This window comes from Jeongeupia sp. USM3, from assembly GCF_001808185.1.
GTDB lineage: Bacteria > Pseudomonadota > Gammaproteobacteria > Burkholderiales > Chitinibacteraceae > Jeongeupia.
The window spans coordinates 2,446,340-2,472,732 of record NZ_CP017668.1 but is presented as its reverse complement, the minus strand read 5'-3'; the positions used below and the strand labels follow the sequence as shown (position 1 = coordinate 2,472,732).

General features: G+C 67.4%; 26 protein-coding genes. 4 read left to right on the top strand and 22 right to left on the bottom strand.

The features are described 5' to 3' along the window. Positions 1–12: 12 nt before the first annotated feature. Positions 13–303 (top strand): hypothetical protein, encoded by a 291-nt coding sequence (locus BJP62_RS11625; RefSeq protein WP_070529792.1) that lies wholly within the window; start codon positions 13–15, stop codon positions 301–303. 95 nt (positions 304–398) lie between these two features. Further along, positions 399–1,349: an IS481 family transposase gene (locus tag BJP62_RS11620; RefSeq protein ID WP_070529791.1), complete on the top strand. Its 951-nt coding sequence runs from the start codon at positions 399–401 to the stop codon at positions 1,347–1,349. A gap of 8 nt (positions 1,350–1,357) precedes the next feature. Here the strand turns inward: BJP62_RS11620 and BJP62_RS11615 are convergent, their stop codons facing one another. From BJP62_RS11615 to BJP62_RS11565, 11 genes are all read right to left on the bottom strand, one after another. Next, positions 1,358–2,491, bottom strand: coding sequence for a M14-type cytosolic carboxypeptidase (locus BJP62_RS11615; protein ID WP_070529790.1), 1,134 nt, complete (start codon positions 2,489–2,491; stop codon positions 1,358–1,360). 76 nt (positions 2,492–2,567) lie between these two features. Then, positions 2,568–3,530 (bottom strand): Gfo/Idh/MocA family protein, encoded by a 963-nt coding sequence (locus tag BJP62_RS11610; protein WP_070529789.1) that lies wholly within the window; start codon positions 3,528–3,530, stop codon positions 2,568–2,570. A gap of 104 nt (positions 3,531–3,634) precedes the next feature. Continuing rightward, complete coding sequence (locus tag BJP62_RS11605; RefSeq protein ID WP_070529788.1) at positions 3,635–4,321, bottom strand: glycoside hydrolase family 16 protein; 687 nt, start codon at positions 4,319–4,321, stop codon at positions 3,635–3,637. Between the two features lie 112 nt (positions 4,322–4,433). Then, positions 4,434–5,072 (bottom strand): methionine biosynthesis protein MetW, encoded by a 639-nt coding sequence (metW, locus tag BJP62_RS11600; RefSeq protein ID WP_070529787.1) that lies wholly within the window; start codon positions 5,070–5,072, stop codon positions 4,434–4,436. After that, positions 5,069–6,229: a homoserine O-acetyltransferase gene (locus BJP62_RS11595; protein WP_070529786.1), complete on the bottom strand. Its 1,161-nt coding sequence runs from the start codon at positions 6,227–6,229 to the stop codon at positions 5,069–5,071. The genes metW and BJP62_RS11595 overlap by 4 nt, the downstream gene beginning before the upstream one ends. A 53-nt stretch (positions 6,230–6,282) precedes the next feature. Further along, entirely contained in the window at positions 6,283–7,308 is a 1,026-nt protein-coding gene (locus BJP62_RS11590; protein ID WP_070529785.1) for a glycosyltransferase family 9 protein, read from the bottom strand. Continuing rightward, positions 7,305–8,474 carry an O-antigen ligase gene (locus BJP62_RS11585; protein WP_070529784.1) on the bottom strand — a complete coding sequence of 390 codons (1,170 nt, stop codon included), beginning with the start codon at positions 8,472–8,474 and terminating at the stop codon, positions 7,305–7,307. The genes BJP62_RS11590 and BJP62_RS11585 overlap by 4 nt, the downstream gene beginning before the upstream one ends. Continuing rightward, the gene (locus tag BJP62_RS11580; protein WP_145927190.1) at positions 8,474–9,523 is read right to left on the bottom strand and encodes a glycosyltransferase family 9 protein; all 1,050 of its coding nucleotides are present in this window, start codon (positions 9,521–9,523) and stop codon (positions 8,474–8,476) included. Before BJP62_RS11580 ends, BJP62_RS11585 begins: the two co-directional genes overlap by 1 nt. Positions 9,524–9,545: 22 nt before the next feature. Beyond that, positions 9,546–10,658: a glycosyltransferase gene (locus BJP62_RS11575; RefSeq protein ID WP_070529782.1), complete on the bottom strand. Its 1,113-nt coding sequence runs from the start codon at positions 10,656–10,658 to the stop codon at positions 9,546–9,548. Beyond that, positions 10,655–11,845 carry a glycosyltransferase family 4 protein gene (locus BJP62_RS11570; RefSeq protein WP_070529781.1) on the bottom strand — a complete coding sequence of 397 codons (1,191 nt, stop codon included), beginning with the start codon at positions 11,843–11,845 and terminating at the stop codon, positions 10,655–10,657. Before BJP62_RS11570 ends, BJP62_RS11575 begins: the two co-directional genes overlap by 4 nt. After that, a complete protein-coding gene (locus tag BJP62_RS11565; RefSeq protein WP_070529780.1) occupies positions 11,842–12,966 on the bottom strand; it encodes a glycosyltransferase family 4 protein in 1,125 nt (374 codons plus the stop codon). The genes BJP62_RS11570 and BJP62_RS11565 overlap by 4 nt, the downstream gene beginning before the upstream one ends. 17 nt (positions 12,967–12,983) lie before the next feature. On the opposite strand from BJP62_RS11565, the gene BJP62_RS18470 reads away from it, so the two are divergent. After that, positions 12,984–13,238: a hypothetical protein gene (locus BJP62_RS18470; RefSeq protein ID WP_145927189.1), complete on the top strand. Its 255-nt coding sequence runs from the start codon at positions 12,984–12,986 to the stop codon at positions 13,236–13,238. Between the two features lie 5 nt (positions 13,239–13,243). Here the strand turns inward: BJP62_RS18470 and asnB are convergent, their stop codons facing one another. The 6 genes from asnB to BJP62_RS11535 are packed head-to-tail and all read right to left on the bottom strand — an operon-like array spanning position 13,244 to position 20,378. Beyond that, on the bottom strand, positions 13,244–15,064 hold the full coding sequence (gene asnB, locus BJP62_RS11560) for an asparagine synthase (glutamine-hydrolyzing) (RefSeq protein WP_070529779.1): 1,821 nt from the start codon (positions 15,062–15,064) through the stop codon (positions 13,244–13,246). Position 15,065: 1 nt separating this feature from the next. Beyond that, positions 15,066–16,049, bottom strand: a complete 984-nt coding sequence (locus tag BJP62_RS11555) for a glycosyltransferase family 9 protein (RefSeq protein WP_070529778.1) — start codon at positions 16,047–16,049, stop codon at positions 15,066–15,068. Further along, positions 16,046–17,143: a glycosyltransferase family 4 protein gene (locus BJP62_RS11550; protein ID WP_070529777.1), complete on the bottom strand. Its 1,098-nt coding sequence runs from the start codon at positions 17,141–17,143 to the stop codon at positions 16,046–16,048. The genes BJP62_RS11555 and BJP62_RS11550 overlap by 4 nt, the downstream gene beginning before the upstream one ends. A 19-nt stretch (positions 17,144–17,162) precedes the next feature. Next, on the bottom strand, positions 17,163–18,299 hold the full coding sequence (locus BJP62_RS11545; RefSeq protein ID WP_205700890.1) for a glycosyltransferase family 4 protein: 1,137 nt from the start codon (positions 18,297–18,299) through the stop codon (positions 17,163–17,165). Continuing rightward, a complete protein-coding gene (gene rfaQ / locus BJP62_RS11540; protein WP_070529776.1) occupies positions 18,296–19,381 on the bottom strand; it encodes a putative lipopolysaccharide heptosyltransferase III in 1,086 nt (361 codons plus the stop codon). The genes BJP62_RS11545 and rfaQ overlap by 4 nt, the downstream gene beginning before the upstream one ends. Beyond that, positions 19,374–20,378 carry an NAD-dependent epimerase/dehydratase family protein gene (locus tag BJP62_RS11535; protein WP_070529775.1) on the bottom strand — a complete coding sequence of 335 codons (1,005 nt, stop codon included), beginning with the start codon at positions 20,376–20,378 and terminating at the stop codon, positions 19,374–19,376. Before BJP62_RS11535 ends, rfaQ begins: the two co-directional genes overlap by 8 nt. A gap of 79 nt (positions 20,379–20,457) precedes the next feature. On the opposite strand from BJP62_RS11535, the gene BJP62_RS11530 reads away from it, so the two are divergent. Next, complete coding sequence (locus BJP62_RS11530; protein WP_070529774.1) at positions 20,458–21,213, top strand: glycosyltransferase family 2 protein; 756 nt, start codon at positions 20,458–20,460, stop codon at positions 21,211–21,213. A 28-nt stretch (positions 21,214–21,241) separates the two neighbouring features. On the opposite strand, the gene msbA is transcribed toward BJP62_RS11530, so the two are convergent. From msbA to ftsZ, 5 genes are all read right to left on the bottom strand, one after another. Next, positions 21,242–22,978, bottom strand: a complete 1,737-nt coding sequence (gene msbA / locus BJP62_RS11525; RefSeq protein WP_070529773.1) for a lipid A export permease/ATP-binding protein MsbA — start codon at positions 22,976–22,978, stop codon at positions 21,242–21,244. A gap of 191 nt (positions 22,979–23,169) precedes the next feature. After that, positions 23,170–23,892: a 16S rRNA (uracil(1498)-N(3))-methyltransferase gene (locus BJP62_RS11520; RefSeq protein ID WP_070529772.1), complete on the bottom strand. Its 723-nt coding sequence runs from the start codon at positions 23,890–23,892 to the stop codon at positions 23,170–23,172. 6 nt (positions 23,893–23,898) lie between these two features. After that, complete coding sequence (locus BJP62_RS11515; protein ID WP_070529771.1) at positions 23,899–24,084, bottom strand: hypothetical protein; 186 nt, start codon at positions 24,082–24,084, stop codon at positions 23,899–23,901. A 21-nt stretch (positions 24,085–24,105) separates the two neighbouring features. Then, positions 24,106–25,020 (bottom strand): UDP-3-O-acyl-N-acetylglucosamine deacetylase, encoded by a 915-nt coding sequence (gene lpxC, locus BJP62_RS11510; RefSeq protein WP_070529770.1) that lies wholly within the window; start codon positions 25,018–25,020, stop codon positions 24,106–24,108. A gap of 166 nt (positions 25,021–25,186) precedes the next feature. Then, positions 25,187–26,353 (bottom strand): cell division protein FtsZ, encoded by a 1,167-nt coding sequence (gene ftsZ / locus BJP62_RS11505; RefSeq protein ID WP_070529769.1) that lies wholly within the window; start codon positions 26,351–26,353, stop codon positions 25,187–25,189. Positions 26,354–26,393 lie beyond the last annotated feature (40 nt).

Below are 26,393 nucleotides of genomic sequence, written 5' to 3'. Positions count from 1 at the left end.
AGGAACCCCGTCGTGGCCGCCGTATCACCGCTCGGTTACGAGCACCCCGTCCTCCGTACCGATCCCGTTGCCGCGGTACACGAACCGCAACGCGCACCGCGGTCGCTGGCTGCGTATCGCGCGGTCGGCCAGGGCTGGAACGGGGTCGAGCGCCGCAGCGGAGACGACCGGCGCGACGGCGAGGACCGGCGCCAACAGCAGCAGCAGGCGCTGCTCGACACCCGCGGCCGGCAGGATCGCCGCACCGGCGGTCGCCGCGCGACCGACGCCGTCGTGGCGACGTCGGTCTCGGTCCGCGTCTAGCTGTGAAGGTTCAATAGGTTGTTTCGGGTGTTCACCCGGAGAAGTTCTGCGAGACTGGAAATCGCCAAACCCCCAGTCACAGAACAAGACACCGGATGAACACACATAAGAATGCCCGACTGACGTATCTGCGTCGCCTGGAAATGGTTCAGGACATCACCGAGCATGGTTTGTCGACCGCGGCGGCGGCGGCACGCCATGGCGTAAGCGCGGTCACCACCCGCAAGTGGCTGGGCCGCTATCTGGTCGGCGGCGCGGCTGCCTTGCTCGACAAATCCTCGCGTCCCGAGCGCTCGCCACGTGCCATTGCGCCCAGCGTTGCCCTGACGATCATCGAATTGCGTCGCAAGCTGTTCCTGCAGGCTCGCATCGCAAGCTATATCGGCGTGTCCAAAGCAACCGTCAGTCGCGTGCTGCGACACGCAGGGCTATCGCGGTTAAGCGACCTGCAGCCCGCAGAGCCTGTGCAGCGCTACGAGCGCGAAACGCCCGGCGAACTGCTGCACGTCGACATCAAGAAGCTCGCCCGCTTCGAGCAGGTCGGCCATCGCATCACCGGCGATCGTCGCCAGAACAGCCGAAACAGCGGCTGGGAATATCTGTTCGTGGCGATCGACGACCATAGTCGCATCGCCTTCACCCGACTCTACCCCGACGAGCGCCGCGCCAGCGCCATCGACTTCCTGCGTGCGGCCAACGACTACTTCAAAACGCTGGGCGTACCGCTCCAGCGCCTGATCACCGATAACGGGCCCGCCTTCCGCTCCCATGACTTCGGCCGCGTTTGCGTTGAACTGGGCATTAAGCAGAGGTTCACCCGCGCCTACCGACCGCAAACCAACGGCAAGGCCGAGCGCTTCATCCAGTCCGCGCTGCGCGAATGGGCCTACGGCCAAACCTATCAACACTCGGATGAGCGCGGCGCAGTCCTGAGGTATTGGAATCATTATTACAACTGGCACCGTCCGCATCACGGCATCGGCTGCCACGTGCCCATGTCCCGTCTCTCAGCAACGAAAAACAACGTCTTGACTCTTCACATCTAGCCCCGCACTCAGCGCGAGCGGTCGACCACCGCCCACAGCGGCGCCAGCACCGAGGCGCCGAACTGGCGCGAGCGCTCGCCGTTCCAGCCGACCTCGGGTACCGGCCTGTCGAACGTGTCCTTGAACGGCATCTCGATCGTGTACGCGAGGCAGCCGAAGGTCTCGCCGACCCACTTGGTCGCGATCGTCAGCGTCTCGGGGCCGAACTTGCCGTTCTCGTAGCCGTGCACGGTCTGGAAATCCGGGCTGGCGGTCAGCCATGCGGCGTTGAACACCACCTGCAGTTCGGCCTGTCTGGCCGAGAACGACGGGATGTCGTCGCAGCCGGAGACGAAGTTGTGCGGAATCGCCTCGTCGCCATGGATGTCGAGGAAGACGTCGACGCCGGTCTGCTGCATCAGTTGCCGCACCCACCCCACTTCGGGGCTGCGCTCGGGCGACGGCGTCGCCCATTCGCGGTTCAGGTTCGCGCCCATCGCGTTGGTGCGCAGGTTGCCGCGCACGCTGCCGTCGGGGTTCATGTTCGGCACGACGTAGAACACCGCCTTCTCGAGCAGTGCCCGGCCGAGCGCGTTCTGGGTGTCGAGCAGCGCCTCGAGAAAGCCCTCGGCAAACCACTCGGCCATGCTCTCGCCCGGGTGCTGGCGCGCGATCAGCCAGACCTTGCGCTTGCCCGGGGTGTCGACGCCGATCCTCAGCGCATCGAAATCGTGGCCGTCGGGCGTAACGCCGAGCGGCAGCAGCTCGGCCCACGGCGACGCTTCGAGCGCGCCGCCGAGCAGTTGCTGGTGGCGCTCCCACGAATACGGTTCGAAGTAGGCGAACCAGATCGCGTCGTGCCGCGGCGTATGGCGGATCGTCAGCGTCCGGCCGTCGTAGTCGGTCGGTACGCGGAACCAGTTTTCGCGGTCGTACGAGGCGACCGCATGGTAGTCGGGCCAGCCGTCCGGGTACGCCGAGTCCGCGGCATTGCCGATGTTCAGCACGCAGTCGGTACCGCGCGCGCCGGACACGCGGAAATGGAACCACTGGCTGAACGGCGACGCATTGTCGGGCCGCAGGGCGAGGCGGATGTTGGCGGGGTCGGTCGCGTCGATGACGTCGATCGAACCGGAGTCGAAATGGCTGCTGATGCGGATCATGCGAAGCTCCCTCGGTATTCGGTGCAGACCGAAATTCTACGCGGCCCGCGGTGCCGTCCACACGGTCATTCTCGCCTCAGTCCTCGAACGGGTAGACCAGCCCGAGACCGGCGCGCGCGGCGTCGACCAGCGCGATCATCGCGCGCGAATGGTCATGGGTGACGACCGGGCTCTCGAGCTGGCCTTCCTTGATCAGCGCGCCGAAGTGCGCGGTTTCGTAATTGAGGCCGCTGCCGGTCATCGGCGCTTCGAGTTCGACCTTGCGGCCATCGGCGTAATGGATCGTTGCACGAACCGGATTCCACCATTTCTCGTGCAGCACGATATGGCCGGCAGGGCCCGACAGCAGCGCGTCGCCGCTGCCGGCGAGGTCGATGCCGCTGTAGAGCTGGGCGATGCCGCGCTCGTGCCGGGCGTTGACGCTGGCAAAGGCATCGACGCCGCCGTCGAGCCGGCCGAGCACCTGCACGTCGCGGACCGGACCGAGCCAGTCGACCGCGAGGAAGGCGCTGTAGATGCCGATGTCGAGCAGGCTGCCGCCGGCCATCTCCGGATCCCACAGCATGTGTTCGCGCGGCACGCCGGGGTTGGCGAAGCCGGCGCGCACGAAGCCGACCGGGCCGACGGGGTCGAGCGCCAGATGCTCGCGCAGCTTGCGGTACAGCGGATAGAACGGCGGCTTCATCGCCTCCATGAACAGGCGCTCGTGCTTGCGCGCGCAGGCCAGCACCGTTTCGAGCTCGGTGGCGCTGATCGCGGCCGGCTTTTCGCACAGCACGTGCTTGCCGGCGGCAAGTGCCTGGATCGCCAGCCGCGCGTGGCTGGTGTGCGGCGTGGCGATGTAGACGGCGTCGACATCGCTCTTCAGCAGCCCTTCGAGGCTGGCGTAGGCGGCACCGCCGAACTCGCGTGCAAACGCGTCGGCCTTGTCGGTATTGCGGTTCCAGACCGCGGCGAGCGTCGCGTCGGCGACGTGACCCAGACCCTGCGCAAAGCGGCGGGCGATGTTGCCGCAGCCGAGTATGCCCCAACGTATCATCTGTTTCTCCTGACGGCAGCCGCGCGGGCGGGCCGGGCTTGCCGTCTCGTGGCGGGTGAAGCGAATCCCGGTGGGACCGTTCGTCCGCGCCGGGGTTCACCGCGTCAGCGGGGGCGCGGCGTGAAGCGGAAGGCGGTGACGACGATCTCCGGCGGCCGGACCTGCGGCGCGCGGCCCTCGAACAGCCAGTAGTTGATCATCACCGGCAGCGGCCGCTGCGGGATCATTGCCTGCGGATTCTCCGGCGCGTGGCGCCAGCGCGCCAGTACGGTCTGGCCCTGACTCACCTCGAAGTCGACGGCGGTCGGCAGCCAGTCGAAGCTGAAGCGCACCGGGCCGGCGCCCGGCCTGACTTCGAAACCGTGATGGCGCTTGCCGAATGCCGGATCGGCCGGCCAGACGGTAAAATTACCGTTCGGATGATCCGGATTTCCCCAGCGGGCGATCTCGATGTCGATCTCGTTCGTGCCGTCGATGGCCGTGCCATAGCTGGCGTAATTGAAGAAGCCGAGCACGAGCTCCGGGCCGAGCTCGGGCAACTGCTCGATTTCGAACTCGTAGCGGCCGAAGCCGAGCGCCCGGCCGAGCACTGCCTCGGCACAGGTCCATTGTCCGTCACGCTTAACGATCGCCAGATGCATCCGGCCCTGCTCGTCGTGCCAGACGTTGCGGTTGTCGAACTGGTTCGGCCCCGGGCCGCCGTGACGGCGCTGCGACTGCCAGTTCAGCTCGCCGAGCTGGGGTCCGGCGCAAGCGGCCAGCAGTACCGCACACGGCAGCGCCAGCCACATCCGACCGGCCCCGGGAGGCCGGAGGCCAGATACCCCGTTCGCCACGTTCGCTCCTTGCCGATGCCTGCGCAGCCGCTTCCGGCGCAACGACGGACGGTGCGCGAACGGGGGCCTAGCTCCTCGTCTCGCGCTCGAACCGCACCAGTGCCAGGTTGCCCAAGAGGTTGGGCATGAATTCGACGCGCTTGCCGTTGGCGAGCACGACGCGGCCGGTGTTCTTCATGCCGAGCTTGATCAATAGCCGATCGAAGTCGCTGACGGTGCAGAAATGGATATTCGGCGTGTTGTACCACTCGTACGGAATCGTTTCCGACACCGGCATCCGCCCCTGCAGGATCTGCCAGCGGTTTTCCCAGTAGCCGAAGTTCGGGAAGGTGACGATGCCGGTGCGGCCGACGCGCGCCATCTCGGTCAGGATGCCCTCGATGTTGTGCATCGCCTGGATCGTCAGCGACAGCACGACGTAGTCGAAGCTGTCGTCGTCGAACTGCGCCAGTCCGACCTCGAGGTTGCTCTGGATCACGTTGACGCCGCGCGAGATGCAGGCGACGACGCCGTCGACGTCGATCTCGACGCCGTAGCCGCGCACGTCCTTGTGCGTTGCCAGCCACGACAGCAGCGCGCCGTCGCCGCAGCCGAGGTCGAGCACGCGCGAGCCGCGGGCGATCCAGTGGCCGATCTGGTTGAGGTCGGGACGCAGTTCGGGTGCGGCGGCGGCGGCCTTGGCAGCAGGATTGATGGCGGTGCTCATGCGCGGGCCTCCTGCGGCAGCGGGTTGACCTCGTCGGCGATGCGCGCGAGATAGCCGCGCATCAGCGCGTGGTAGGGCGCGTCCTCCATCAGGAAGGCGTCGTGGCCGTGCGCCGATTCGATCTCGGCGTAGCTGACGTCCTTCTTCGCGTCGAGCAGCGCCTTGACGATCTCGCGCGAACGGTCTGGCGCGAAGCGCCAGTCGGTCGTGAACGAGACGACCAGAAAGCGCGCCTGCGCCTGGCGCATCGCCTCGGCCAGGTCGCCGCCGTAGTGCCGTGCCGGGTCGAAGTAGTCGAGCGCCTTGGTCATCAAGAGGTAGGTGTTGGCGTCGAAGTAGTCGGAGAACTTGTCGCCCTGGTAGCGCAGGTAGGATTCGATCTCGAACTCGACGTCGTAACCGAACTTGTACTCGCCCGAGCGCAGCAGCCGGCCGAATTTCTCGCCCATGCCGTCGTCACTGAGATAGGTGATGTGGCCGAGCATGCGCGCCAGCCGCAGCCCGCGGCGCGGCACGGTGTTGAAGCCGTAGAAGTCGCCACCGTGGAAGTCCGGATCGGTGATGATCGCCTGGCGGGCGACGTCGTTGAAAGCGATGTTCTGCGCGGTCAGTTTCGGCGCCGATGCGATCACCAGCGCGTGGCGGACGCGCTCCGGATGGGTGATCGCCCAGCGCAGCGCCTGCATGCCGCCGAGGCTGCCGCCGATGATCGCCGCGAACTGGCGGATGCCGAGCCGGTCGGCCAGCATCGCCTGCGTCTGCACCCAGTCGGCCACCAGCAGCACCGGAAAGCGCGAGCCATAGGGCGTGCCGGTCTCCGGGTCGATGCTCGCCGGCCCGGTCGAGCCGTGACAGCCGCCGAGGTTGTTGACGCCGATGACGAAGAAGCGGTCGGTATCGATCGGCTTGCCCGGCCCGATCATGTTGTCCCACCAGCCCGGCGCCTTGTCGTCGGCACGATGGCGGCCGGCGACGTGGTGATGGCCCGACAGCGCGTGACAGATCAGGATGGCATTGGACGCATCGGCATTGAGCGTGCCGTAGGTCTCGTAGACAAGCTCGAAGCGCGGCAGCGTGGCGCCGCTGGCGAGCTGGATCGGCGCGTCGAAGACCGCGGTTTGCGGCGCGACGATGCCGACGGATTGACGGTCGGGCATGGCGGGCGATGGGAGGCTAAAGATCGAAGTCTATCGACCCGGCGTTCCCCCGGCTAGTCGGCCACGCCACACAGGCGCCGGTGAGCGGCAAAGACCATGTCGACGCTGATCGCGTTCACATCGCGTTCCTCGGTCTGGAGGATTTCGTGCGGCACGCCCCACGGCGCCCACGCTGCGGCATTGCTGTTGCCGAACAGCGCGACGACCGGTTTGCCGAGGCCGGCGGCAACGTGCATCGCGCCGCCATCGGCGGTGATCACCTGATCGCACAGCTGCATCGCCGCCATCAGCCCGGCCAGCGACATCGTTCGGATCGGCTGCAGCGGCAGGCCGGGGCAGGCAGCCACCAGCGCCTGAGCCTTGTCGTCGTCGCCGGGATGGCGCGGATCGTCGGCGGCACCGGGCGACCACAGGATCACCAGCCGGCATGGCCCCGATGCGGTCAGCCGTCGCGCGAGTTCGGCCAGCCGTTCGACCGGCCAGCGCTGCTTGACCTTGCGGGCGCTGAGCTGCAGCGCGTACACCGGCACGCTGCCGTCGATGCCGTATTCGGCCCGCAAGGCGGCGACACGGCCGGCATCGGCAAACAGCCGCAGGGGGCCGGGCGACGCATGGATGCCGAGCGGTGCCAGCAGCCGGTGCAGCCGTTCGACCAGATGCTCGCTGCCGAATTCCGGTGCAGGCACCAGATCGGTGATGCGCGGGTGGCCGGGCCGGCCGGCATCGCACAGCGCGACGATGCGCTTTGCGCCGGACAGCGTTGCCCACTGCAGCGGCCGCTTGTCCCATGCCTCCTTGGCGACGATCGCGATATCGTAGCCCGCACGGCGGATGTCCAGCACCGTGCGGATGCGTTCGGCGATCACCTGCCACGCGGACTCGCCGGCATCGCGGTGATGCAGCTTCTTGTAGCGGTAGACGCGCGCGACGTCCGGATTGCCGTCGAGAATCGCCCCGTTGTAACTGTTGACCAGTACGTCGACCTGCCAGCCCGGCTGCGCGGCGAGCGCCTTGATCAGCGGCGTGGTCAGGATCAGGTCGCCGATATTGTCGCGACGGATCAGCAGCACGCGGGTCACGGTTTCGTCTCGAAGCGCGCCGACTGCGCCAGCGCGATACCGGCAAACAGGCCGAGCGGCGCCCACGCCAGCGGTTCGGTCATGCCGAGCACGCCGTAGAAGCCGACCAGACCCAGCAGCGCCGCTTCGGCCAGATGGTCGCCTACGCGGCTGCGTTGCCACAGCAACCAGACGCTGCGCAGCATGATCGTCAACAGCAGCGCGGCGCCGGCCAGGCCCGTCGCAAAAGCGACCTCAAGCCAGATGTTGTGCGGGTGGGTGGCTTCCTTCCACACCCAGTCATCGTGCTTGGGCGCCTCGGCGGCGAAGGTCTTGCTGAAGTTGGCATTGCCGTAGCCGTGGCCGAGTAAGGGCGCACCCTTGATCATGGTGATGGTTGGCTTCCACAGGAAGTCCACCCGACCAGAGGAATCGGTCTGGCGCAACTTGGCTTCGACGTACTGATAGGTTTGCGGTGCGAACTGTCTGGTCAGCTTGGCCGATACAATACCTGTCGCAATCACAACCCCCGCCAGCACCAACAGGCCATTGCGGCTCAGATGCCGCCAAGCGAACAGCGGGACAACCACGGCCAGTACCAGCCAGGCACCGCGGAATCCCATCAGCGCGATCGCGATGATCTGCAACACAAGCAAAAGTGCAGCAAGCCCGGTCCAGAACCGACCCAGCTTGCCGATCAGTGCCAGCAGCAAAAACGGCAAGAAAACGAGGAACCGGAAGCCGTAGTCGCGATTGAACAGACTGGCCTGCAATGCCCCCCATAACTGATAGACCGACCAGGCATACAGCACCGTCGTCAGCGCCGACGCGACGACCCCCAGCCTCAGCTGCGTCCGGGTATCGAAGTACGATGCGACGGCCAGTATCGACAGCAGCAGGACCGACGGGGTCAGTACGCTGCGGATGTATTCGGTGCGGCTGTCGGCCCAGCCGTCGGTGATGACGAGCGAGGCGGTATTGAGCGCGAAGTAGCCGGCCCAGGCCGCAGCCAGCCACGGATCGACCTTGGGACGATTGCGGTAGAGCGCCACGAGCGACAGCAGCAGCAGCAGGCCCAGGCTGGTGTTCCGCAGGCCCGGCAGCGCGGTATTGGCCATCAGCGGCATCAGCATCACCAGCAGCGCCAGCAGGCCGTAGGCGATCGGGTTCTTGTTGATTACCAGCATCACGTCTCCGGCATCATGCGGCGCACCGTCCGCAGCAGTTGGTCGAAATAGTCGTCACGGTCGTAGACGCCGCATTGCCCGAACCCCGCCGCGCACCGGCCGGCCTTGGGCAGGTAGTTGCACGGCACGCAGGGCATGGCCTTGAACACGATCCGGCTGGCGGCGCCCGGGTGGGCGGTATGCACCGGCAGGTCGTGCGACATCGCGGCAATGTGGCCGTCGGCGAACAGTTGCGCCAGGTGCGAGACGAAGCTGTCGACGGTGATCACCGCCGGCGCATGCCTGAGCACGTAGAGCACGTCGTTCAGCGTCGGCGTGATTTCACAGGCGATGCCGAGTGCGGTGTAGTCGGGCATGGTCGCGTCGCCGGGGCCGAAGAAGGCACGGACTTCGACGCCGGGCAGCGCGGCGACCAGCCGGGCCAGAAACGCCGGCGGCATCGTCTGGAACGACGCGCCGCTAGGAAACACCGCCAGCGTCGGAACCGGCAGCGGCGACCGGTAATCGCCAAGCGCCTTGCCGATGTTCGCTTTCAGTTCGTCGACCGTCGCGTACAGCGCACGGCCGAGATCGATTTCGCTGAAGCCGTGGTATTCGGCCAGCGGTGCCCACATCTTGATCGCGTAGTAATCGGGCGCTTCGCGGCGCCAGCGGGTGTTGCCGATCAGGCGCCTGTCGGTCAGCCAACGCGCCAGCCGTGCCGCGCCGCCCGGTGGCTGATAGCCGGTCGATGCCAGCCGGCGGCGCTCGGCGAAATTGTTGATCCAGTCCGGGCCGAACCAGTTCTTGTACGCCGAACCGAGCGTCGTCTTCGCGGCGCTGGTGTAAAAGCGCGGGTGCGCCGAGCCGTTGCTTTTGTCGATCGGCAGTACCTTCGCCCACGGCAGCAGCGCCTGGATCAGCGGCGCGGCGAGCGAGCGCGGATAGCAGACCACATCGTCGGCGAAGATGCCCGGCTTGAGCGCGTGCAGCGCCGCCATGCCGTATGCGGCCATGATGGCGTCGCCCTGACCGCCCTGCATGATGACCGACTTCACTGCTCGTTTCATGAACAACCCTGAGATAGTGGATCTAGCCGCCCGCGGCGGCGGCGCAATACGCGTCGAAATCGGCGGCGATGCGCGACCAGCCAAAACGCGCGCGCACCATCGCGGTTGACGCGGCAATCACGTCGTTGCGCTCCGGTGCATCGAGTGCGCGCAGGATATCGCCGGCCAGCCCGGCCGCGTCAAGCGGATCGCCGATCAGGAAGCCGGTTTCGCCGTCGACCAGATACTCGGGCATGCCGCCGCGCCGCGACGCCAGCACCGGCATGCCGGCGGCCATCGCTTCGATCGCGACCATGCAGAACGGCTCCTCGAACAAGGACGGGACGACGACCAGATCGGCCGCACGATATGCGGCCTGCATGCCTTCGGGCGCCAAGGAGCCGGCAAACACGCCATCGCCGAGTCGGTCAACCGCATCGCGGACCTTGCGCACGTAGTCGGCGCGCTGCCCCGTGAGCTTGGCCGGATCGCTCTCGCCGACCAGCAGCAGCCGGCAGCGTGCAGCCAGTTCGGGCGATGCGAGGAAAGCATTGGCCAGCGCCAGCGCGCCCTTTTCCTCGGAGAAGCGCCCGGCGAACAGCACCGTGCGCTTGTCGCTCGGTGGCAGCGCCAGCGGCGCCTGCGGCGGCGCGTCGAGGTCGACGCCGTTGGCGATCACGCGGATGTCGCGTGCCTTGCTGTTGACCGCGTACCAGTCCTGCAGATAGCGGCTCGGTACGACCAGCTTGTCGTCGGCGGACAACGTCGCCGCCGGCTGCTCGTTGTGCATGTGCAAGACCAGCGGCAGACCGCGCGCGCGGCGCTTGATCTCGGCATAGGTGCTGATCGAATTGTGGACGTAGACCAGTTCGGCACCGCTGCGGCGCGCCTGTGCCAGTACCCGGTCGGCGTAGCCGTAGGGGTCGAGCTTGGTCCATTTCTGGAACAGCCGCTTGTACGTCCGGCCGATCTGCACCCGGTGGATGCGCAGCCGCTCGGACACCTGCTCGTCGACCGCGTAGCCGGGCTGGTGCGTGCAAGCGATCAGCATGTCGTGCTGCGTGCGCAGCCCCACCTGATACATCCACCACTCGACCGCGGCACTATGGCGCGGCGGCACCGGATGGATCGGCGCACACGTCATCAACAGCTTCACCGGGCGGCTCCGGCGGGCGCGTCGCCGATCGTCGCATCGATGGCGTCGGCAATCCGGTGCGCCCGGGCTTCCCAGCTGTACTGCAGCGCCAGTTCGCGCGCTTGCGCGGCCAGCCTTGCGGCAGTTTCCGGCCGCTCCAGCAGCGCGTTGATGCCGTCGGCCATCGCTTGCGGCGACGCAGGCGCAACCAGCCAGCCGGATTCGCCATGCACCAGCACTTCGCGGATCGACGGCAGGTCGGCGACGACGATGGGCTTGGCCATCGCCATGTATTCGAACAGCTTCAGCGGCGAGGTATAGCGGCTGGCGATGCTGGTATCAGAAAGCGGCAGCAGGCAGATGTCGTGTTCGGCAATCAGTGCGAAGCGCTTCGCCGGCGCGATCGTGCCGATGAAATCGATCCTGCCGCTGACACCGAGCATGGCAGCCTGCGCACGCAGGTCGTCGATGCGCTCGGCATTGCCGCCGGCAATCGTCAGCCGCGCACCGTCGACATGCTGCATCGCCTCGATCAGCGTCGGCACGCCTTTCCATGGATGCAGGCTGCCCAGATACAGCAATCGGGCCGGCGTCGAGGGCGACCACGGCACATCGCGGAACCCGGCATTCGCCGCCGTCAGGTCGACGCCGTCGGCGGCGACCCAGGCCGGCGTGTTCACCCGGTAGTCGCGGCGCACGTCGTCGATCAGCAGCTGCGTCAGCGCGAACAGCCCGGCGGATTGGCCGTAGACGTTCGCCTCGCGCTCGCGCAGCTTCGCGTGCTTGGCGGCCTCTTTGCCGCGCAGCTGCGGATGATCCTCGCGGTAGGTCTGGGCGAAAATCTCGTGCGTTTCGAAGAACAGCTTCACGCCGGGGCAATGCACCAGCAGGTAGTCGGCCAGCTTGAGGTTGCGTACGAACACCGCGTCGACGCGATGGCGCCTGAGCCAGCGCACCGCCTGGATGAAGAACGGCAGGTTGCTGTTGACCGGGAAGAACCAGCGACGGCGCCAGTCGATCTGCGGATGCAGGATCACCCCGGCGGCCAGCGGCCGGCCGAGGATGGCCTGGGTGTCGAACGTTGCCGTCGGCGTGACCAGATCGACCATCACGCCGACCCGCGCCAGCGCATCGACGTTCTGCAGGATCTGCAGCGCCTCGACGTCACCGCCGGGCACCGGGTGCGGATCGATATAGGCCAGCCTCATGCCCGATCTCCCTGCGCATCGCCCAGCGCGGCCAGCAGCCGCTGTGCCGATTGCGTCCATGTGTACCGGCCGACGATGCGCGCTCTCGCGCGTTCGCCGATCGCCCGGCCGCGGTCGGGCAGCGCCAGCAGTTGTCGGACCGCATCGGCGATCGCGGTCGCGTCGCCGGGGCTGACCAGCACGCCGCAGCTGCCTTCGTTGCCGACGACCTCGGGGATGCCGCCGATATGGCTGGCGATCACCGGCAGTCCGCACGCCATCGCCTCGGCAATGGTGATGCCGAAGGCCTCGTCGCCGATGCTCGGGAATACACCGGCGTCGGCTGCCGCATACCAGTCGGGCAGGACCGCGTGCGGCTGCGGCGGCACGAACAGCACGCGTCCGGCCAGACCCAGCCGCTGCGCCTGCGCCTTCAGTTCGTCAAGTGCATCGCCGCCGCCGATCAGCAGCAGCCGCGCCTTCACGTCGGTCAGTTGCGCCAACGCGTCGATCGCGACCCGGATGCCCTTCCAGCCGACCAGCCGGCCGGCGAAGGCCAGCACGAACTCGTCGGCGCCAATGCCCAATTCGGCGCGCTTGGCGCTAGCTGCCAGCGGGCGGAAGTGGCCGACGTCGACGCCGTTGTAGATCACCTTGGGGAAGCGCTTGTAGTGGTGCTGCAGCTGCCAGGCATTGAAATGGCTGCAGGCCATCCACGCGTCGATACGCTTGGCGAGCTTGCGGTCGCCGCGGAAGAAATCGGTGCCGCCGCTCATGAACGCAAAACGCGTCCTGCTGCCTTGCGGCATCAGCATCGGCCAGAAGAAGTCGAACGGTTTGGTCAGCACGACCCAGTCGAGGTCGAGCCCGGCGACGGCCTGCCTGGCGTTGCGCGCCATGCTGTACCGCTCGGCCAGACGGCGGAAGCGGCTGCCGAAGTTCGGGAAACGCTCGCGCGAGCGGAAGGCGAAGGTGTGCACGCCGATGTCGCGACCACCAAGATCGGGGCGGATGTCGCCGTTGCCGCCGATCACGTGGACTTCGTGACCGAGATCGGTCAGCGCCGCAGCCAGCTGCCACACGGCGGTCTGCACGCCGCCGAACGACACCGTCGCGGTGACGTCGATAAAGCCGATTTTCATCGCAGTTCCGTATCCAGTTGCTTCAGAGCCTGTTCATGATCTTTTCGCGTCAGCGTTCGGGACAGTACCGGATGGCGCGCAAGGCGCCGGACGCGCAGCGGTACGAGTACCGCAAGCGGCTGGCAACGCCGAGCACCGCCGGTACTGCCCCGAACCCGGAGGGCCGGGTCGGAAAAAACGCATTCACTGCGTTGTACGCCTTGCCAATAACCGGCTATTGGCTGTGTCGTCCGCCTGGTGACTGCGCTTTTTCCGACCCGGCGCTGACGTGAAAAGATCATGAGCAGGCTCTCAGTTGCGCCAGCGACGCGTCGAGCATCAACAGCTGCAACACCTGTTCGGCGTAGCGGCCGTGGCCTTCGCGATAAGCGGCGACCAGCGTATCGATGGCGACGGCGTCGAGCAAGCCGTCGCTGTTTACGGCCAGCCGCGCGCCCAGCCCGGCGTAGCGGTCTGCGAGATCGGTCTGCAGCCAGTGCGTCAGCGGCGGGTTGAAGCCGCGTTTTTTCTGCAGGAAGGGGTTCAGCGCGTCGGGCAGCCCGGCCATCGCCGGCGCCAGCAACTGCTTGGCCGGATCGGTGAAACGCTTGGCCGCCGGCTGCGCCAGCACGCTGGCGACGAAATGGTGGTCGAGCAGCGGTGCGCGGCCTTCGAGCCCGTGCGCCATCGTCACGAGGTCGGCCTTGCGCAGGATGTATTCGGGCAGGTAGTTGGCCAGATCGCGGTTCAGCAGCGATTCAACCGGGCTCGTCGCCGCCACACCGTCGCGCCAGTAGTGCGCGCGTGCCGGCCGGGTCGGCATCAGCGCGGCGCGCTGCTGCGGGCCGAAGCCCGAGAAGCGCAGGCTGTACGCGTCGTCCCACGAGAGGCCCGCCTCTTGCGCCAGCTTGTTGCGGCCGAGCACGTCGGGCTTGTACGGCAGTGGCAGCCGGAAACCGCCGCGCCAGCTCGAGCGCAGGTGCTGTTTGTAGCGTTTGTAGCCGGCGAACAGCTCGTCGCCGCCGTCGCCGCACAGCACGACCTTGACCTGCTCGCTGGTCTGGCGCGACAGATACCACATCGGCAGCGCCGACGGATCGGCGAACGGTTCGTCGAGCGTCGCGACGATTTCGTCGAAATCGGCGGCAATGGAGTTCGGCACTTCGATGCGTTCGTGCCGCAGGCCAAGGTGTTTGGCAATGCCGGCGGCCGCATCGGATTCGTCGAGCGTGCTGCCGGCGAACGCGGCGGTATAGGTGCTCAGATCGTTGTGGCCTTGCGCGGCGAGCCGGCTGGCGATCACGACCGAATCGACGCCGCTCGACAGGAACACGCCGACCGGCCGGTCGGCGACGGTACGCAGACCGATCGCTTCGTCGAGCAGGGCCAGCGGCTCGCCTTCGCCCGCTGCCGGTTGCCAGTACGGCCGGTTTTCGAGCTTGCCGCTGTCGAGGTCGTAGCGCAGCAGGTGGCCGTTTTCGAGCCGGCGCAGGCCGGTGAAGATCGTCCGCGGCGCCGGGATGTAGCGGTGTGCCAGATAGGCAGCAAGGCCGTCGGCGTCGAGTGTGCGCGCCGCGGCCGGCACCAGCGGCATCACCCCGCGGACCAGCGAGCCGAAGGCAAAGCGGCCGTCGTCGCCGTGGTGGTAGATCAGCGGCTTGAGGCCGAGCCGGTCGCGCGCCAGCCACAGCGTGCGGCTGCGCCAGTCGAGGACGGCCAGCGCGAACATGCCGCGCAGCTTCGGCAGCAGCGCCTCGAAGCCCCAGCGCTCGTAGCCGCGCAGGATGAATTCGGTGTCGGAACGGGTGTTGAACACGACGCCGTCGCGCACCAGCGCCGCCGCGTCGTCCTCCCAGCCGTAGACCTCGCCGTTGTAGCAGATCCAGATGTCGCCGGCGTCGTTGCGCATCGGCTGGTCGGCTTCGGGGCGCGGGTCGCGGATCGACAGCCGCCGGTGCAGCAGGCCGTATTCGGCATCGGCGTCGCTGCGGCTGCCGTCGCGATGCCAGCCGATCACGTGTGCGGCATCGGGGCCGCGGCGGCGCAGGGCGTCGATCGACGCGTCGATGGCCATCTTCGGCAGGGCGTCGGGGAGGAAGAAACCGGCGATGCCGCACATCTCAGGCGTCTCCGAGTCGTTGTCGGACCGCGGCCCAGACCGTATCGACGCCGATGTCGGCCATCGGCGCATCGCGGCGCGCGCCCTCGCCGGCATCCGGGTGTTCGAGCACGGTCAGCGCCGGGTGCTGCAACGGCGCGAGCAGGTAGCCGGGGTGGAAGGCGTGGTACATCGCGATCATCGGCACGCCGAGCGCGCCGGCGAGGTGGGTCGGGCCGGTATCGACGCCGACGTAGAGCGCCAGCCGTGCCATGATCGCGGCGTTCTCGCGCATCGTCACCGTGCCGGCCAGCACGCTGACGCGATCCGATGCCAGTTCGGCCTCGAGCTTCAGCGCCGCGTCGCGGCCCTCGGGACCGCCGAGCAACACCAGCTGCACGTCGGGATAGCTGGCGAGCAGGCGTCGGGCCAGTTCTGCAAAATGCGCAAGCGGCCAGTCGCGGTAGGCCTTGGCCGGGAAGCTCTGCAGCTGCAGGCCGACCAGCCGCCGGCCGGCGACCCACGCGTCGGCCCTGATGGCCTCGGCCCCTGTCACCGTGTACGCGAGTCGCCAGTCATCGACAGCCAGATCCAGCGGTGCGAGCAGCATGGCGCGTTCCTGCTGCGCCGGTGTCGGCTTCGACGGCGGTGGCACCAGCGTCACGTTGGCCGCAGCGGCGCCCGTACCGAAGGCGACGACCTTGCGCGACACCCGCGCGGCGTAATCGGTGAATTCGCTATCGTCGCCGTAGACCAGCGCCAGATCGTAGTGCTTCAGCCCGAAGCGGCCGCGCCACGGCGCACTGCGCTTGGAGATCGTCGCCAGCCGGTCGATGAAGGACAGGTGCTCGAGCACCTCGGCACGGCGATGGTGGGCCATGACGGTCAGTTCGGCGCCCGGATGTGCGGTCTTGAGCCGGCGCAGCACCGGCGTCACCAGCAGGGTGTCGCCGAAGCGCGCGACGACGATGACCAGGATGCGCTTGATCGGAACGTGTCTGCTCATCGGGCGATGGCGGCACCGAACACCGCTTCCATCCGGTCGAGCATGCGCTCGAGCCCGAAGGTGGCACGCGCATGCGCCAGCCCGGCGGCCGCGTAGCGCTGGCGCTGTGTCGCATCGCCCATCAAGGCGGCCAGTGCCTCGGTCAGCGCCGCGGCATCCTGCGGCGGCACCAGCGTGCCGGTCTGGCCGTCGAGCACCGCTTCGGCGATCGCGCCGACCGGGGTGCTGACGACCGGCAGCCCGCACGCCATCGCCTGCATGATGCCCTGCGGCACGCCTTCGTTGCCGTAGGACGGCAAGGTGAACAGATCCATTGCGGCCAGCCAGTCGGGCACGTCGTCACGGTTGCCGGCGAACACGACGTTGGTCCAGCCGGCCTCGGCCACACGGCGCTCGAGATTCTGCCGCTGCGGGCCGTCGCCGACGACCAGCAACTGCCAGTCCGGAAAGCGTTCTGTCAGCGCCGGCCAGGCATCGAACAGGTAGCCGTGGCCCTTCCAGTTGCGCAAGGTCGCGAGGATGCCCAAGGTCGGCTTGTCGGCCAGGCCGAGCTTGGCGCGCGCGGCGCTGCGGCTCAGCGGCGGCGTGAAGCGCTCGAGGTCGACGCCGGTCGGGATCGACGTCATCCGGTTCAGCGGAAAGCCGTTGTCGCGGTTCAGCGTCCTGCGCAGCCGCTCGCCGGTGGTGACGATGTGGCGGGTCGCGTTCAGGTAGAGCCAGCGCGTGGTCGCGCTCTTGTTGATGTCGGTCGACACATGGCGGGTGCGCACGGTCGGCGGCATGCCGGACAAGGTCGCGCCGGCAACGGCGGCCAGCCAGGCATCGGTCGAGCTGTGGGTGTTGATCACGTCGAACTCGTGCTTGTGCTGCGCCAGCCAGCCGCGCATCGCCAGCAGGCTGCCGACACGCTTCTTTTCGATCGGCAGCGCCACCGCCGGAATCCCGCGTTCGAGCGCGGCCGGGTAGATGTTCGAGTTCGGGCAGGCGAGGATGGTCACCTGGTGGCCGCGAGCGAGCATGCCGGCGGCCTCGGTCAGGATGCGGATCTCCTGACCGCCCCAGCCGCACGATGATTCGGTATGCAGAATGCGCATCGGGTTCTCTTCGGGTTTTTCAGGTCTGGGCCAGCAGGCGGGCGTAGAGCGCTTCGAGCTCGCCGGCCATGCGCGCCAGGGTATAGGGTTCGGCGGTCTTGCGCGCGGCCTGGCGCAAGGCGGGCCATTCGTCGCGGCGCGCCAGCCAGGCGCCGACCGCGCTGCGATAGCCTTCGATGTCGAGCGCGTCGTTGGTCCAGCCGTTCACGCCCTCGCTGATCCATTCGGCAGCACCGCACATCGGGCTGGTGAACACCGGCAGTCCCGATGCGAACGCCTCGACGCAGACATTCGGGAACGGATCGTACAGGGTCGGCAGGATCAGCGCGTCGGCCGCGCCGTACACCGGCTTGACGTCGGCGACACCGCCGAGGAAGCGCACCCGCGCGGCGATGCCGAGCTCCTGCGCCTGCTTCTGATAGCGTCTGGCATGCTTGTCGGCACCGGCGATCACGAGATGGACATCCCGGTAAGGCACGATCGCGGCCAGTGCGGTCGCGACACCCTTGCGTGCAAAGCCGGAGCCGACATAGGCGAGCAGCGGCGCATCCTGCGGCACGCGCCATTGATCACGCATCGCCTTGCGGTGACTTGCCAGATCCGGGTGGAAGGCGTCGGTATCGACGCCGTTGTAGATCAGTTCGAGCTTGTGGTCGGGCACGGCGAAGCGGTCGGCGATCTCGTCGCGGACCAGCCTGGAATTGCAGATCACCGTCCTCAGCGCCGGGTGCCGGAACATCTCGGTCTCGGCCAGGCACACATAGCTGTGGTAGGGGCTGAAGAAGCGGATCAGCCTTGCCGGCAGCCCCTGCACGCGCGACAGCTGTTCGAGCCAGACCGCATGGACGCCGTCGCCGGCGCGGAAGATCGTCGCACCGGGAATGCGCTCGTGGCTCTGCACCAGATCGAAGTCCTTGAGACGCTTCTGCACCGCGTGGGCAAAGCCGCGGTCGCGGCCGAGCCGGCCCGAATAGCGCGGGTTGATCGTTTCGCTATGCCAGCCACTGTCGCCCTGCTGCCACTGCCGTGCCAGCAGGGTCACGTCGAGCGCGCCGCGGCTGGCGAGCGCATCGAGCGCGCGCGCGACGAAGCGCTCGGCACCGCCGTGCGGGTTGTACTTCTGCCGGACGATCGCCAGCCGGATCGGCGCCGTCACCGGTCCACCTCGGCGAGCAGCTCGTCGAGTTCCGCCAGCACGCGCTCGGGCCTGATCGCGGTCAGGCAGTCGCTGACCTTGCTGCCGCCGCAGCCGTCCTGCCCACAGGGGCGGCAGCTGAACGGCTCGGTGATCAGCCGGTGCGGCGAGCGCCACGGTCCCCATTCGATGTCGCCGGACGGGCCGAACAGCGCCACCGCCGGCGTCCGCAATGCCGCGGCGAGGTGCATCGGCACCGAATCGACGCCGACAAAGGCGCGTGCGCCGGCGATCAGTGCGCCGAGCTCCTTCAGCGACAGCTGGCCGGACAGGTCGGCGACCGGCCGCGCCAGTCTGGCCCTGAGCTGAGCGATCCAGCCGAGTTCCGCCTCGGACGGCGCGCTTGAGAGCACCACGGTATCGCCGCGAGCGGTCAGCGCGTCGACCAGCGCAGCCACGTGCGCGACCGGCCAGGTCTTGAACAGCCAGCGCGAGGTCGGGTGGATCAGGATGTATCCGCCACGCGCCACGCCCTGCCCGGCGAGCTTGGCGGCGACCGACGCTTCGGCATCTGGGCCGGCGACAAAGCGCAGCGCCTTGCTCGCCTCGCTCGGCTGGATGCCGATCCGCCGCAGCGCGTCGAGATGGATGTCGACGGTGTGGCGGCGGTTGCCGCCGATGACCGGATAGCGTGCGCTGAACGACTTCGCCCACGTCTTGCTGGCGCGTGCGCCGTTCTTCTTCACGTTCGGCGCCACCGAGACACGCGGCTTGAGCAAGCGTGCCAACCGCGCACCGTGCCAGTGGTCGGTCAGGTGGACGATCAGGTCGTAGTCGCGCGACTTCAGCGCCTTGTACACCCCCCAGTAGCGCGACAGCTGCGCCAGCGGGCCCAGCTTGCGCCAGTCGCGGCCGATCGTGTGCACCGTGCGCACGTGCGGGTGCAGGCTCAGCATCTCCTGCGTATCCGAATACACCAGCGCGTCGATCTCGATGCCCGGATGCGCCTCGGCCAAGGTGCTGAACACCGGCCCGGTCAGCAGCACGTCGCCGTGATGGCGCAGCTTGATCACCAGCGCACGACGGAACGGCGCATCAGACACCGTGGTAGTCCTTGAACCACGCAACGAAACGGCCGAGTCCCTCGTCGAGCGAAATCCGCGCGATGGGGCCGACGACGGCTTCGAGCGCCCGCGTGTCGGCGTAGGTTTCCGCCACGTCGCCGTCCTGCATCGGCAGGTAGTGCTTGTTCGCGGTCACGCCGAGGTGCTTTTCCAGCGTGGCGATGAAGTCCATCAGCGGCACCGGGTTGTTGCCGCCGATGTTCAGTATCCGGTACGGCGCCCAGCTGCTGCCGGCCTTCGGCTGCATCACGTCGAAGTTCGCGTCCGGCGCCGCCGGCCTGGCGAGCAGGCCCTCGATGCCGTCGATGATCTCGTCGATATAGGTGAAATCACGGCGCATCCTGCCGTGGTTGTAGACGTCGATGGTCTCGCCGCGAACGATCTTCTGCGCGAACTTGTAGTACGCCATGTCCGGCCGGCCCCACGGACCGTAGACGGTGAAGAAGCGCAACCCGGTCACCGGCAGACCGTACAGGTGGGCGTAGCTGTGCGCCATCAGCTCGTTGGCGCGCTTGGTCGCCGCATAGAAGCTGACCGGGTGGTCGGCCGAATCGGTTTCGGCGAACGGCAGCTTGCGGTTGCCGCCGTAGACGCTCGAGCTGCTGGCAAAGATCAGCTGGCCGACCTTGCCGTGCCGACAGCCTTCGAGCACGTGGGTAAAGCCGACGAGGTTGGCATCGCTGTACGCGAGCGGCGCCTCGAGCGAATAACGGACACCGGCCTGTGCGGCCAGATGCACGACCGCGTCGTAACCGCCGTCGCGGATCAGCGCGACACAGGCCGGGTCGGCCAGGTCGCGTTCTTCGAACGAGAAGCCGGCCAGCGGGCTCAACTGCGCCAGACGCGCGCGCTTGAGTGCCGGATCGTAGTAACTGTTGACGCTGTCGATGCCGTGCACGGCATGGCCGGCGGCCAGCAGGCGCTGGCTCAGGTGCAGGCCGATGAACCCGGCTGCGCCGGTGACGAGAATCTTCATGGGGATGACCGGTTGGTGCCGGGCTTGTGGATATCCCGGCGTTTGTCCGATTATATCCAGTTTTCAGCCCCGCCTTCCCATGCCAGCAGCAACCCTGGGCGTCGCCCTGATCACCAAGAATGCCGAAGCGCGGCTGGCCGAATGCCTGTCGGCGCTGGCGTTCGCCGACAAGATCGCCGTGCTCGACTCGGGCAGCAGCGACGCAACCGTGCAAATTGCCGAAGCCCATGGTGCGACTGTCGCCGTCTCGAGCGACTGGCCCGGTTTCGGCGTGCAGAAGAACCGCGCGGTGGCGCTGCTCGACACCGACTGGGTGCTGCTGATCGATGCCGACGAGGTCGTCTCGCCGGAGCTCGCCGCGTCGATCCGTGCCGCGATCGCCGGGCCGCAGGCCGACGTCTACCGGCTGAACCGGCTGTCGAGCTTCTGCGGCCACTGGATGCGGCATTCGGGCTGGTACCCGGACTGGATTCCGCGCTTGTTCAAGCAAGGCAGCGCCCGCTTTTCGGACGATCTGGTGCACGAACGGCTGGTATTCGACGGCCCGGCCGCCGCGCTGGCCGGCACCTTGCTGCACTACTCGTACGAAACGCATGCCGACGTGCTGCGCAAGCTCGATGCCTACTCGGAGGCCGGCGCGCACCAGCGCCATGCACGCGGCGAAACGGCATCGGTCGCCAAGGCCGTCGGCCGCGGACTGTGGGCGTTCATCCGCACCTGGGTGATCAAGCGTGGCTTTCTCGACGGCGCCGCCGGCTTCCAGGTTGCGGTATTCAATGCCGAAACCGTCTACTATCGCTTCCTCAAGCTCGCCGCGCTGAACCGCCGGGACTAATGCCCGACGGCCAGCGCCGTGCGGCCACTCAGGCTTCGTGGAACTGCACCGCGTGCATCTGCGCGTACATGCCTTTGTGCTCGATCAGCTCGGCATGACCACCGACCTCGACGATGCGCCCCGACCGCATCACGACGATGCGGTCGGCGTTCTCGATCGTCGACAGCCGGTGGGCGATCACCAGCGTCGTGCGGTTCTTCATCAGGTTCTCGAGCGCCGCCTGCACCTTGCGCTCGGACTCGGTATCGAGCGCGCTGGTCGCCTCGTCGAGGATCAGCACCGGCGCATCCTTGTAGATCGCCCGCGCGATCGCCAGGCGCTGGCGCTGGCCGCCCGATAGCCGGACACCATTCTCGCCAAGCAGCGTGTCGAAACCCTCGCTCATGTTTTCGATGAATTCGGTCGCGAATGCCGCGTCGGCCGCCGCACGCACGCGTACCGGATCCGGCGCGGCATCGCCGTAGGCAATGTTGGCGGTCACGCTGTCGTTGAACAGCACGACATCCTGGCTGACCATGGCGAACTGCCGGCGCAGGTCGGCGAGCCTGTAATCGGTCAGCGGCACGCCGTCGAGGTCGATCTCGCCGCCAGTCGGCTCGTAGAAACGCGGCAGCAGGTTGGCGAGCGTCGTCTTGCCCGACCCCGAGCTGCCGACCAGTGCGACGGTCTCGCCCGGTGCGACCTTGAGGTCGATGCCGGACAGCGCCGGCTTGTCCGGATCGCCGTAGTGGAATTGCAGCCCGCGGATATCGATCTCGCCCTTTGCGCGCTCGATGCCGCGCGTGCCGGTATCGCGTTCGGCCGCTTCGTCGAGCACGCTGAATACCGACTCCGCCGCCGCCATGCCCTTGTGGAACTGCTCGTTGATCTTGGTGAGGTTCTTCACCGGCTGCTGGATCGCCATCATCGCGACCATGAACGACACGAAGGCGCCGGCGGTCAGCGCGCCGGTCTGCGCGCGCAGGCTGGCGAAGTAGATGATGATCGCCAGCGTGATGCCGATCAGCAGCATCACCAGCCCCGAATTGGCGCCCGAGGTGGCGTTCTGCTTGACCATGATGCTGCGCATCCGGTTGTTGATATTGAAGTAGCGCAGCCGCTCGTACGGAAAACCGCCGAAGATCTTCACCACCCGGTGGCCGGACAGGCTTTCGTCGAGGATGCGCGTCATCTCGCCCATGGTTTCCTGCGACGAGCGCGACAGCTTGCGCTGGCGCTTGCCGACGATGCGGATGCTGGCGGCGACGCCCGGCAGCAGGATCAGGCACAGCAGCGTCAGTTGCCAGTCGTGGTACAGCATCACGCCGAGGAAGGCGACGATCGAGAAGCTGTCGCGCACCAGCACCGTCAGCACCTGCACGCCGGCGTTCATCACGTTGCCGATGTCGAAGGTGATGCGCGACAGCATCACGCCGGTCGAACTCTGGTCGTAATAGCGCGTCGGCAGCTTCAGGTACTGCTCGTACATCTTCTGCCGCAAATCATGCATCACCCGCGCCGACAGCCAGCCGCTGGCGTAGTCCGAACCGAAGTTGGTCACCAGCCGCAGGATCGCTAGGCCGAAGATCTGCGCCGGCAGCACCCACGCGGCAGTATGCGCCAGCGAGTGCGCCTGCAGGTTCTGGTCGACCAGCGGCTTGAGCAGCACGGCCAGGCCGGCGTCGACACCCGCGGCGAGGATCATGCAGACGATGGAGCCGGCGATTACCGGCCAGTAGGGACGGATCTCGCCGAGCAGGCGCGTGTACAGCAAGCGGTTGTTCATGCTTTGCCTGAGAGGGAGCAAAGCCCGATTATAGCTCGACGGCCGGCCAAGCTTACGATGCAAACCGGCCCGCCGTCCGTCGCAAGCAGCCCTCCGCGGCGTGAAGCGCAGCGCAGGAGCCGGAGTGGACGTACAGTCCAACGAGGATTCCGGGCAGCGCACGGGCCCCGGTCAGGGCTTGACCGCTGGTTTCAGCCGTCGCCCCAGCGCGCCTGTGCCAGCGCCAGCAGCGCCGGGCCGGCGGTTTCGGTGCGCAGGATGCGCGGGCCGAGCACCAGCGGCGTGAAGCCGGCCGCGATTGCCAGTTGCTCCTCGGCACCCGAGAGCCCGCCTTCGGGGCCGACCAGCATCGCGACGCTGCCGGCCCCCTCGGGCAGCGTGCGGAACGGCACGGCGCCGACCGGCGACATCAGCAGCCGCAGCTCGAGCGCCGGCAGGCCGGCCAGCGCATCGGCCAGCGGCGCGACCGGATCGATCTGCGGCACGCGGGTGCGGCCGCTCTGCTCGCACGCGGCCGCGGCGACGGCGCGCCAGTGTGCGAGCCGCTTCCCGGCACGTTCACCGCTCAAGCGCTGCTGGCAGTACTGGCTGTAGACCGGGACGATGCGGCTGACGCCGAGCTCGGTCGCCTTCTGCACCGTGTAATCCATGCGCTCGGCGCTTGAGACCGCCTGCAGCAGCACGGTCTGCAGCGGCGATTCGCGCTCGACCGGATCGTGGGCGCCGATCTCGACGTCGACATTGCGCTTGCCCATCGCCGTCACCGTCGCCGCGAACTCGCCGCCGTGGCCGTTGAACAGCGTGATGGACTCACCCGGCTGCATCCGCAGCACCTGGACGTGGCGGGCCAGCGATTCGGGCAGCGAGAGCGTCTCGCCGCTGGCGAGCTGCGAATCAAGAAAGAAACGGGGCATGGGGATTCAGAGCCAGAAGATGCGTTCAGCCACGAGGCCGATGAAGAACAGCAGCAGCAGTGCCAGCGTCGCCGCGATCACCCGGCAAAGGAAAACCAGCCAGTAGCGGTCGCGCGTGCGCAGGTAGCGGAACACCGACCAGCCGGCGAGCACGACGGCCAGCACGAACAGGATGCGCAGCACGGCGAACATGGCACGCCCCTTCCGGCCGGATCAGATGCCGACCGGCGGCAGCGCGTGGAACGAGCTCGGCACGTCCTCGTCGCGCTCGAAGCTGACGAACTCGTAGCTGTCCGGGTCGTCGAGCAGTGCGCGCAGCAGCTTGTTGTTCATCGCGTGGCCGGACTTGTAGCCGGAGAACGCGGCGATCAGCGGATGGCCGAGGATGTACAGGTCGCCGATCGCGTCGAGCACCTTGTGGCGGACGAACTCGTCCTCGAAGCGCAGGCCGCCGTCGTTGAGCACGCGGTACTCGTCGATGACGACGACCGAATCCATGCTGCCGCCACGGGCGAGGCCGTTGGTGCGCAGCATCTCGACCTCGTGGATGAAGCCGAACGTCCGCGCGCGGGCGATCTCGGACACATAGTTGGTGTTGGCGAAATCAAGCGTGATCGTCTGCGCCGACTTCTTGAACGCCGGATGCTGGAAGTCGATCTTCAGCGACACCTTGTAGCCGTCGTGCGGCTCGAGTTTCACCCACTTGTCGCCCTCGACCACCTCGACCGGCTTCTTGACGCGGACGAAACGCTTCGGCGCCGCCTGGTCGACGACGCCGGCGCTCTGCAGCAGGTAGATGAACGGCGCGGCCGAGCCGTCCATGATCGGCATTTCCGGCGCGTCGACTTCGACGACGACATTGTCGACGCCGAAGCCGGCAAACGCCGACATCAGGTGCTCGATCGTGCCGACACGGACGTCATCATGGATGAGCGTCGAGGAGAGTCGTGTGTCGTTCACGAGCGAGGGCCCGACCCTGAACGGTGCCGAATCGGGCAGATCGGCGCGGTGGAACACGATGCCGGAATCGACGGGGGCAGGCTTCAGCACGAGCGTGACACGCTCGCCCGAATGCAGGCCGACACCGACCGCACGGACCGTGGTTTTCAGGGTTCGTTGCTGAAACATGGATTGCCTTGGCCTAACGGATTCATGCCAACGATTCTAGCAGCCCCGGGTCATGGGCTGGATTGATCGTCGCAATGTTCCCGATTGCCGTTATCTACCGATGACGGGCGCGCGCCGGCTCGCCGCCCTGCACCTGCAGGGCGGTCTGCGCGTTCGCATGCCTACCTCAGTCTGCCTGACGACGCAGGAAGGCCGGGATATCCATGTCGACGTTGCCGACCACCGAGCGCGTGTCGGTACCGCCGCTGCGGCGGTTCGGGCGCATGCCCGGCGGCAGGTCGAAGGCGCTCCAGTCGTCGATCGCACGGTTGTCGGTGCCGGTCTTCAGCGGCTGGCTGGCGACGACCTGCATCACCGGCTTGCTGCTTTCACGGCTACCCAGACCGGTAGCGATCAGCGTGACGCGCAGCTGGTCGCCCAGGCTGTCGTCGTACACCACGCCGTGCTTGACGACCGCATCTTCGGCCGCGCCGGCTTCGACGATCTCGCGCACCTGGCGGATTTCGCTCTTTTTCAGCGTCGACTTGCTGGCGCTGATGTTGACGAGCACGCCGCGGGCGCCCTTGAAGTTGATGTTGTCGAGCAGCGGGCTGCGGATCGCTTCCTCGGCCGCCTCGACCGCGCGGTTCGGGCCGGCAGCGTGAGCGGTGCCCATCAGCGCCATGCCCATTTCCTGCATCACGGTCTTCACGTCGGCGAAGTCGACGTTGATCAGGCCCGGGTAGTTGATGATCTCGACGATCGAGCCGACCGCGTTGCGCAGCACGTCGTCGGCGGCGCGGAACGCTTCGTCGATGGTGACGTCGTCGCCGAGCACTTCCTCGAGCTTCTGGTTCGACACGACGATCAGCGAGTCGACATAGCGGCCGAGCTCGTCGATGCCGGCCTGCGCGACCTTCTGGCGGTTGCCCTCGTCCAGACCCGGCTTGGTAACGACGCCGACGGTCAGGATGCCCTTCTCGCGCGCGACCTGCGCGATCACCGGTGCCGCGCCGGTACCGGTACCGCCGCCCATGCCGGCGGTGATGAACAGCAGGTCGGCACCGTCGATCAGCTCGCCGAGCTGCTCGCGGTCCTCCTCGGCGGCCTGGCGGCCGATGTCCGGGTTGCAACCTGCGCCAAAGCCGCGCGTCAGTTCCTGACCGAGCGCAACGATGTGTTCGGCCTTCGACAGCTTCAGCACCTGTGCGTCGGTGTTGGCCGAAATGAACTGCACGCCGGCGAGTGCGTGCTCGATCATGTTGTTGATTGCGTTGCAACCGGCGCCACCGACGCCGATCACCTTGATGTTGACGGCGTGTGCGACGTCGTGGACTTCGATACTCAGTGCCATGATGACTCTCCTTCTTGACCCGATTCTAACTTACTGACCC

Coding starts and splice junctions, on each gene's coding strand:
- msbA (WP_070529773.1), bottom strand. CDS start 22,978: ATGAACAACCGCTTGCTGTACACGCGCCTGCTCGGCGAGATCCGTCCC.
- BJP62_RS11555 (WP_070529778.1), bottom strand. CDS start 16,049: ATGAGCAGACACGTTCCGATCAAGCGCATCCTGGTCATCGTCGTCGCG.
- metW (WP_070529787.1), bottom strand. CDS start 5,072: ATGAGCACCGCCATCAATCCTGCTGCCAAGGCCGCCGCCGCCGCACCC.
- BJP62_RS11535 (WP_070529775.1), bottom strand. CDS start 20,378: ATGAAGATTCTCGTCACCGGCGCAGCCGGGTTCATCGGCCTGCACCTG.
- BJP62_RS11570 (WP_070529781.1), bottom strand. CDS start 11,845: ATGAGGCTGGCCTATATCGATCCGCACCCGGTGCCCGGCGGTGACGTC.
- ftsZ (WP_070529769.1), bottom strand. CDS start 26,353: ATGGCACTGAGTATCGAAGTCCACGACGTCGCACACGCCGTCAACATC.
- BJP62_RS11595 (WP_070529786.1), bottom strand. CDS start 6,229: ATGCCCGACCGTCAATCCGTCGGCATCGTCGCGCCGCAAACCGCGGTC.
- BJP62_RS11550 (WP_070529777.1), bottom strand. CDS start 17,143: ATGCGCATTCTGCATACCGAATCATCGTGCGGCTGGGGCGGTCAGGAG.
- BJP62_RS11530 (WP_070529774.1), top strand. CDS start 20,458: ATGCCAGCAGCAACCCTGGGCGTCGCCCTGATCACCAAGAATGCCGAA.
- BJP62_RS11605 (WP_070529788.1), bottom strand. CDS start 4,321: ATGTGGCTGGCGCTGCCGTGTGCGGTACTGCTGGCCGCTTGCGCCGGA.
- BJP62_RS11615 (WP_070529790.1), bottom strand. CDS start 2,491: ATGATCCGCATCAGCAGCCATTTCGACTCCGGTTCGATCGACGTCATC.
- BJP62_RS11610 (WP_070529789.1), bottom strand. CDS start 3,530: ATGATACGTTGGGGCATACTCGGCTGCGGCAACATCGCCCGCCGCTTT.
- asnB (WP_070529779.1), bottom strand. CDS start 15,064: ATGTGCGGCATCGCCGGTTTCTTCCTCCCCGACGCCCTGCCGAAGATG.
- BJP62_RS11580 (WP_145927190.1), bottom strand. CDS start 9,523: ATGAAACGAGCAGTGAAGTCGGTCATCATGCAGGGCGGTCAGGGCGAC.
- BJP62_RS11565 (WP_070529780.1), bottom strand. CDS start 12,966: ATGAAAATCGGCTTTATCGACGTCACCGCGACGGTGTCGTTCGGCGGC.
- BJP62_RS11620 (WP_070529791.1), top strand. CDS start 399: ATGAACACACATAAGAATGCCCGACTGACGTATCTGCGTCGCCTGGAA.
- BJP62_RS11515 (WP_070529771.1), bottom strand. CDS start 24,084: ATGTTCGCCGTGCTGCGCATCCTGTTCGTGCTGGCCGTCGTGCTCGCC.
- lpxC (WP_070529770.1), bottom strand. CDS start 25,020: ATGTTTCAGCAACGAACCCTGAAAACCACGGTCCGTGCGGTCGGTGTC.
- BJP62_RS11585 (WP_070529784.1), bottom strand. CDS start 8,474: ATGCTGGTAATCAACAAGAACCCGATCGCCTACGGCCTGCTGGCGCTG.
- BJP62_RS11520 (WP_070529772.1), bottom strand. CDS start 23,892: ATGCCCCGTTTCTTTCTTGATTCGCAGCTCGCCAGCGGCGAGACGCTC.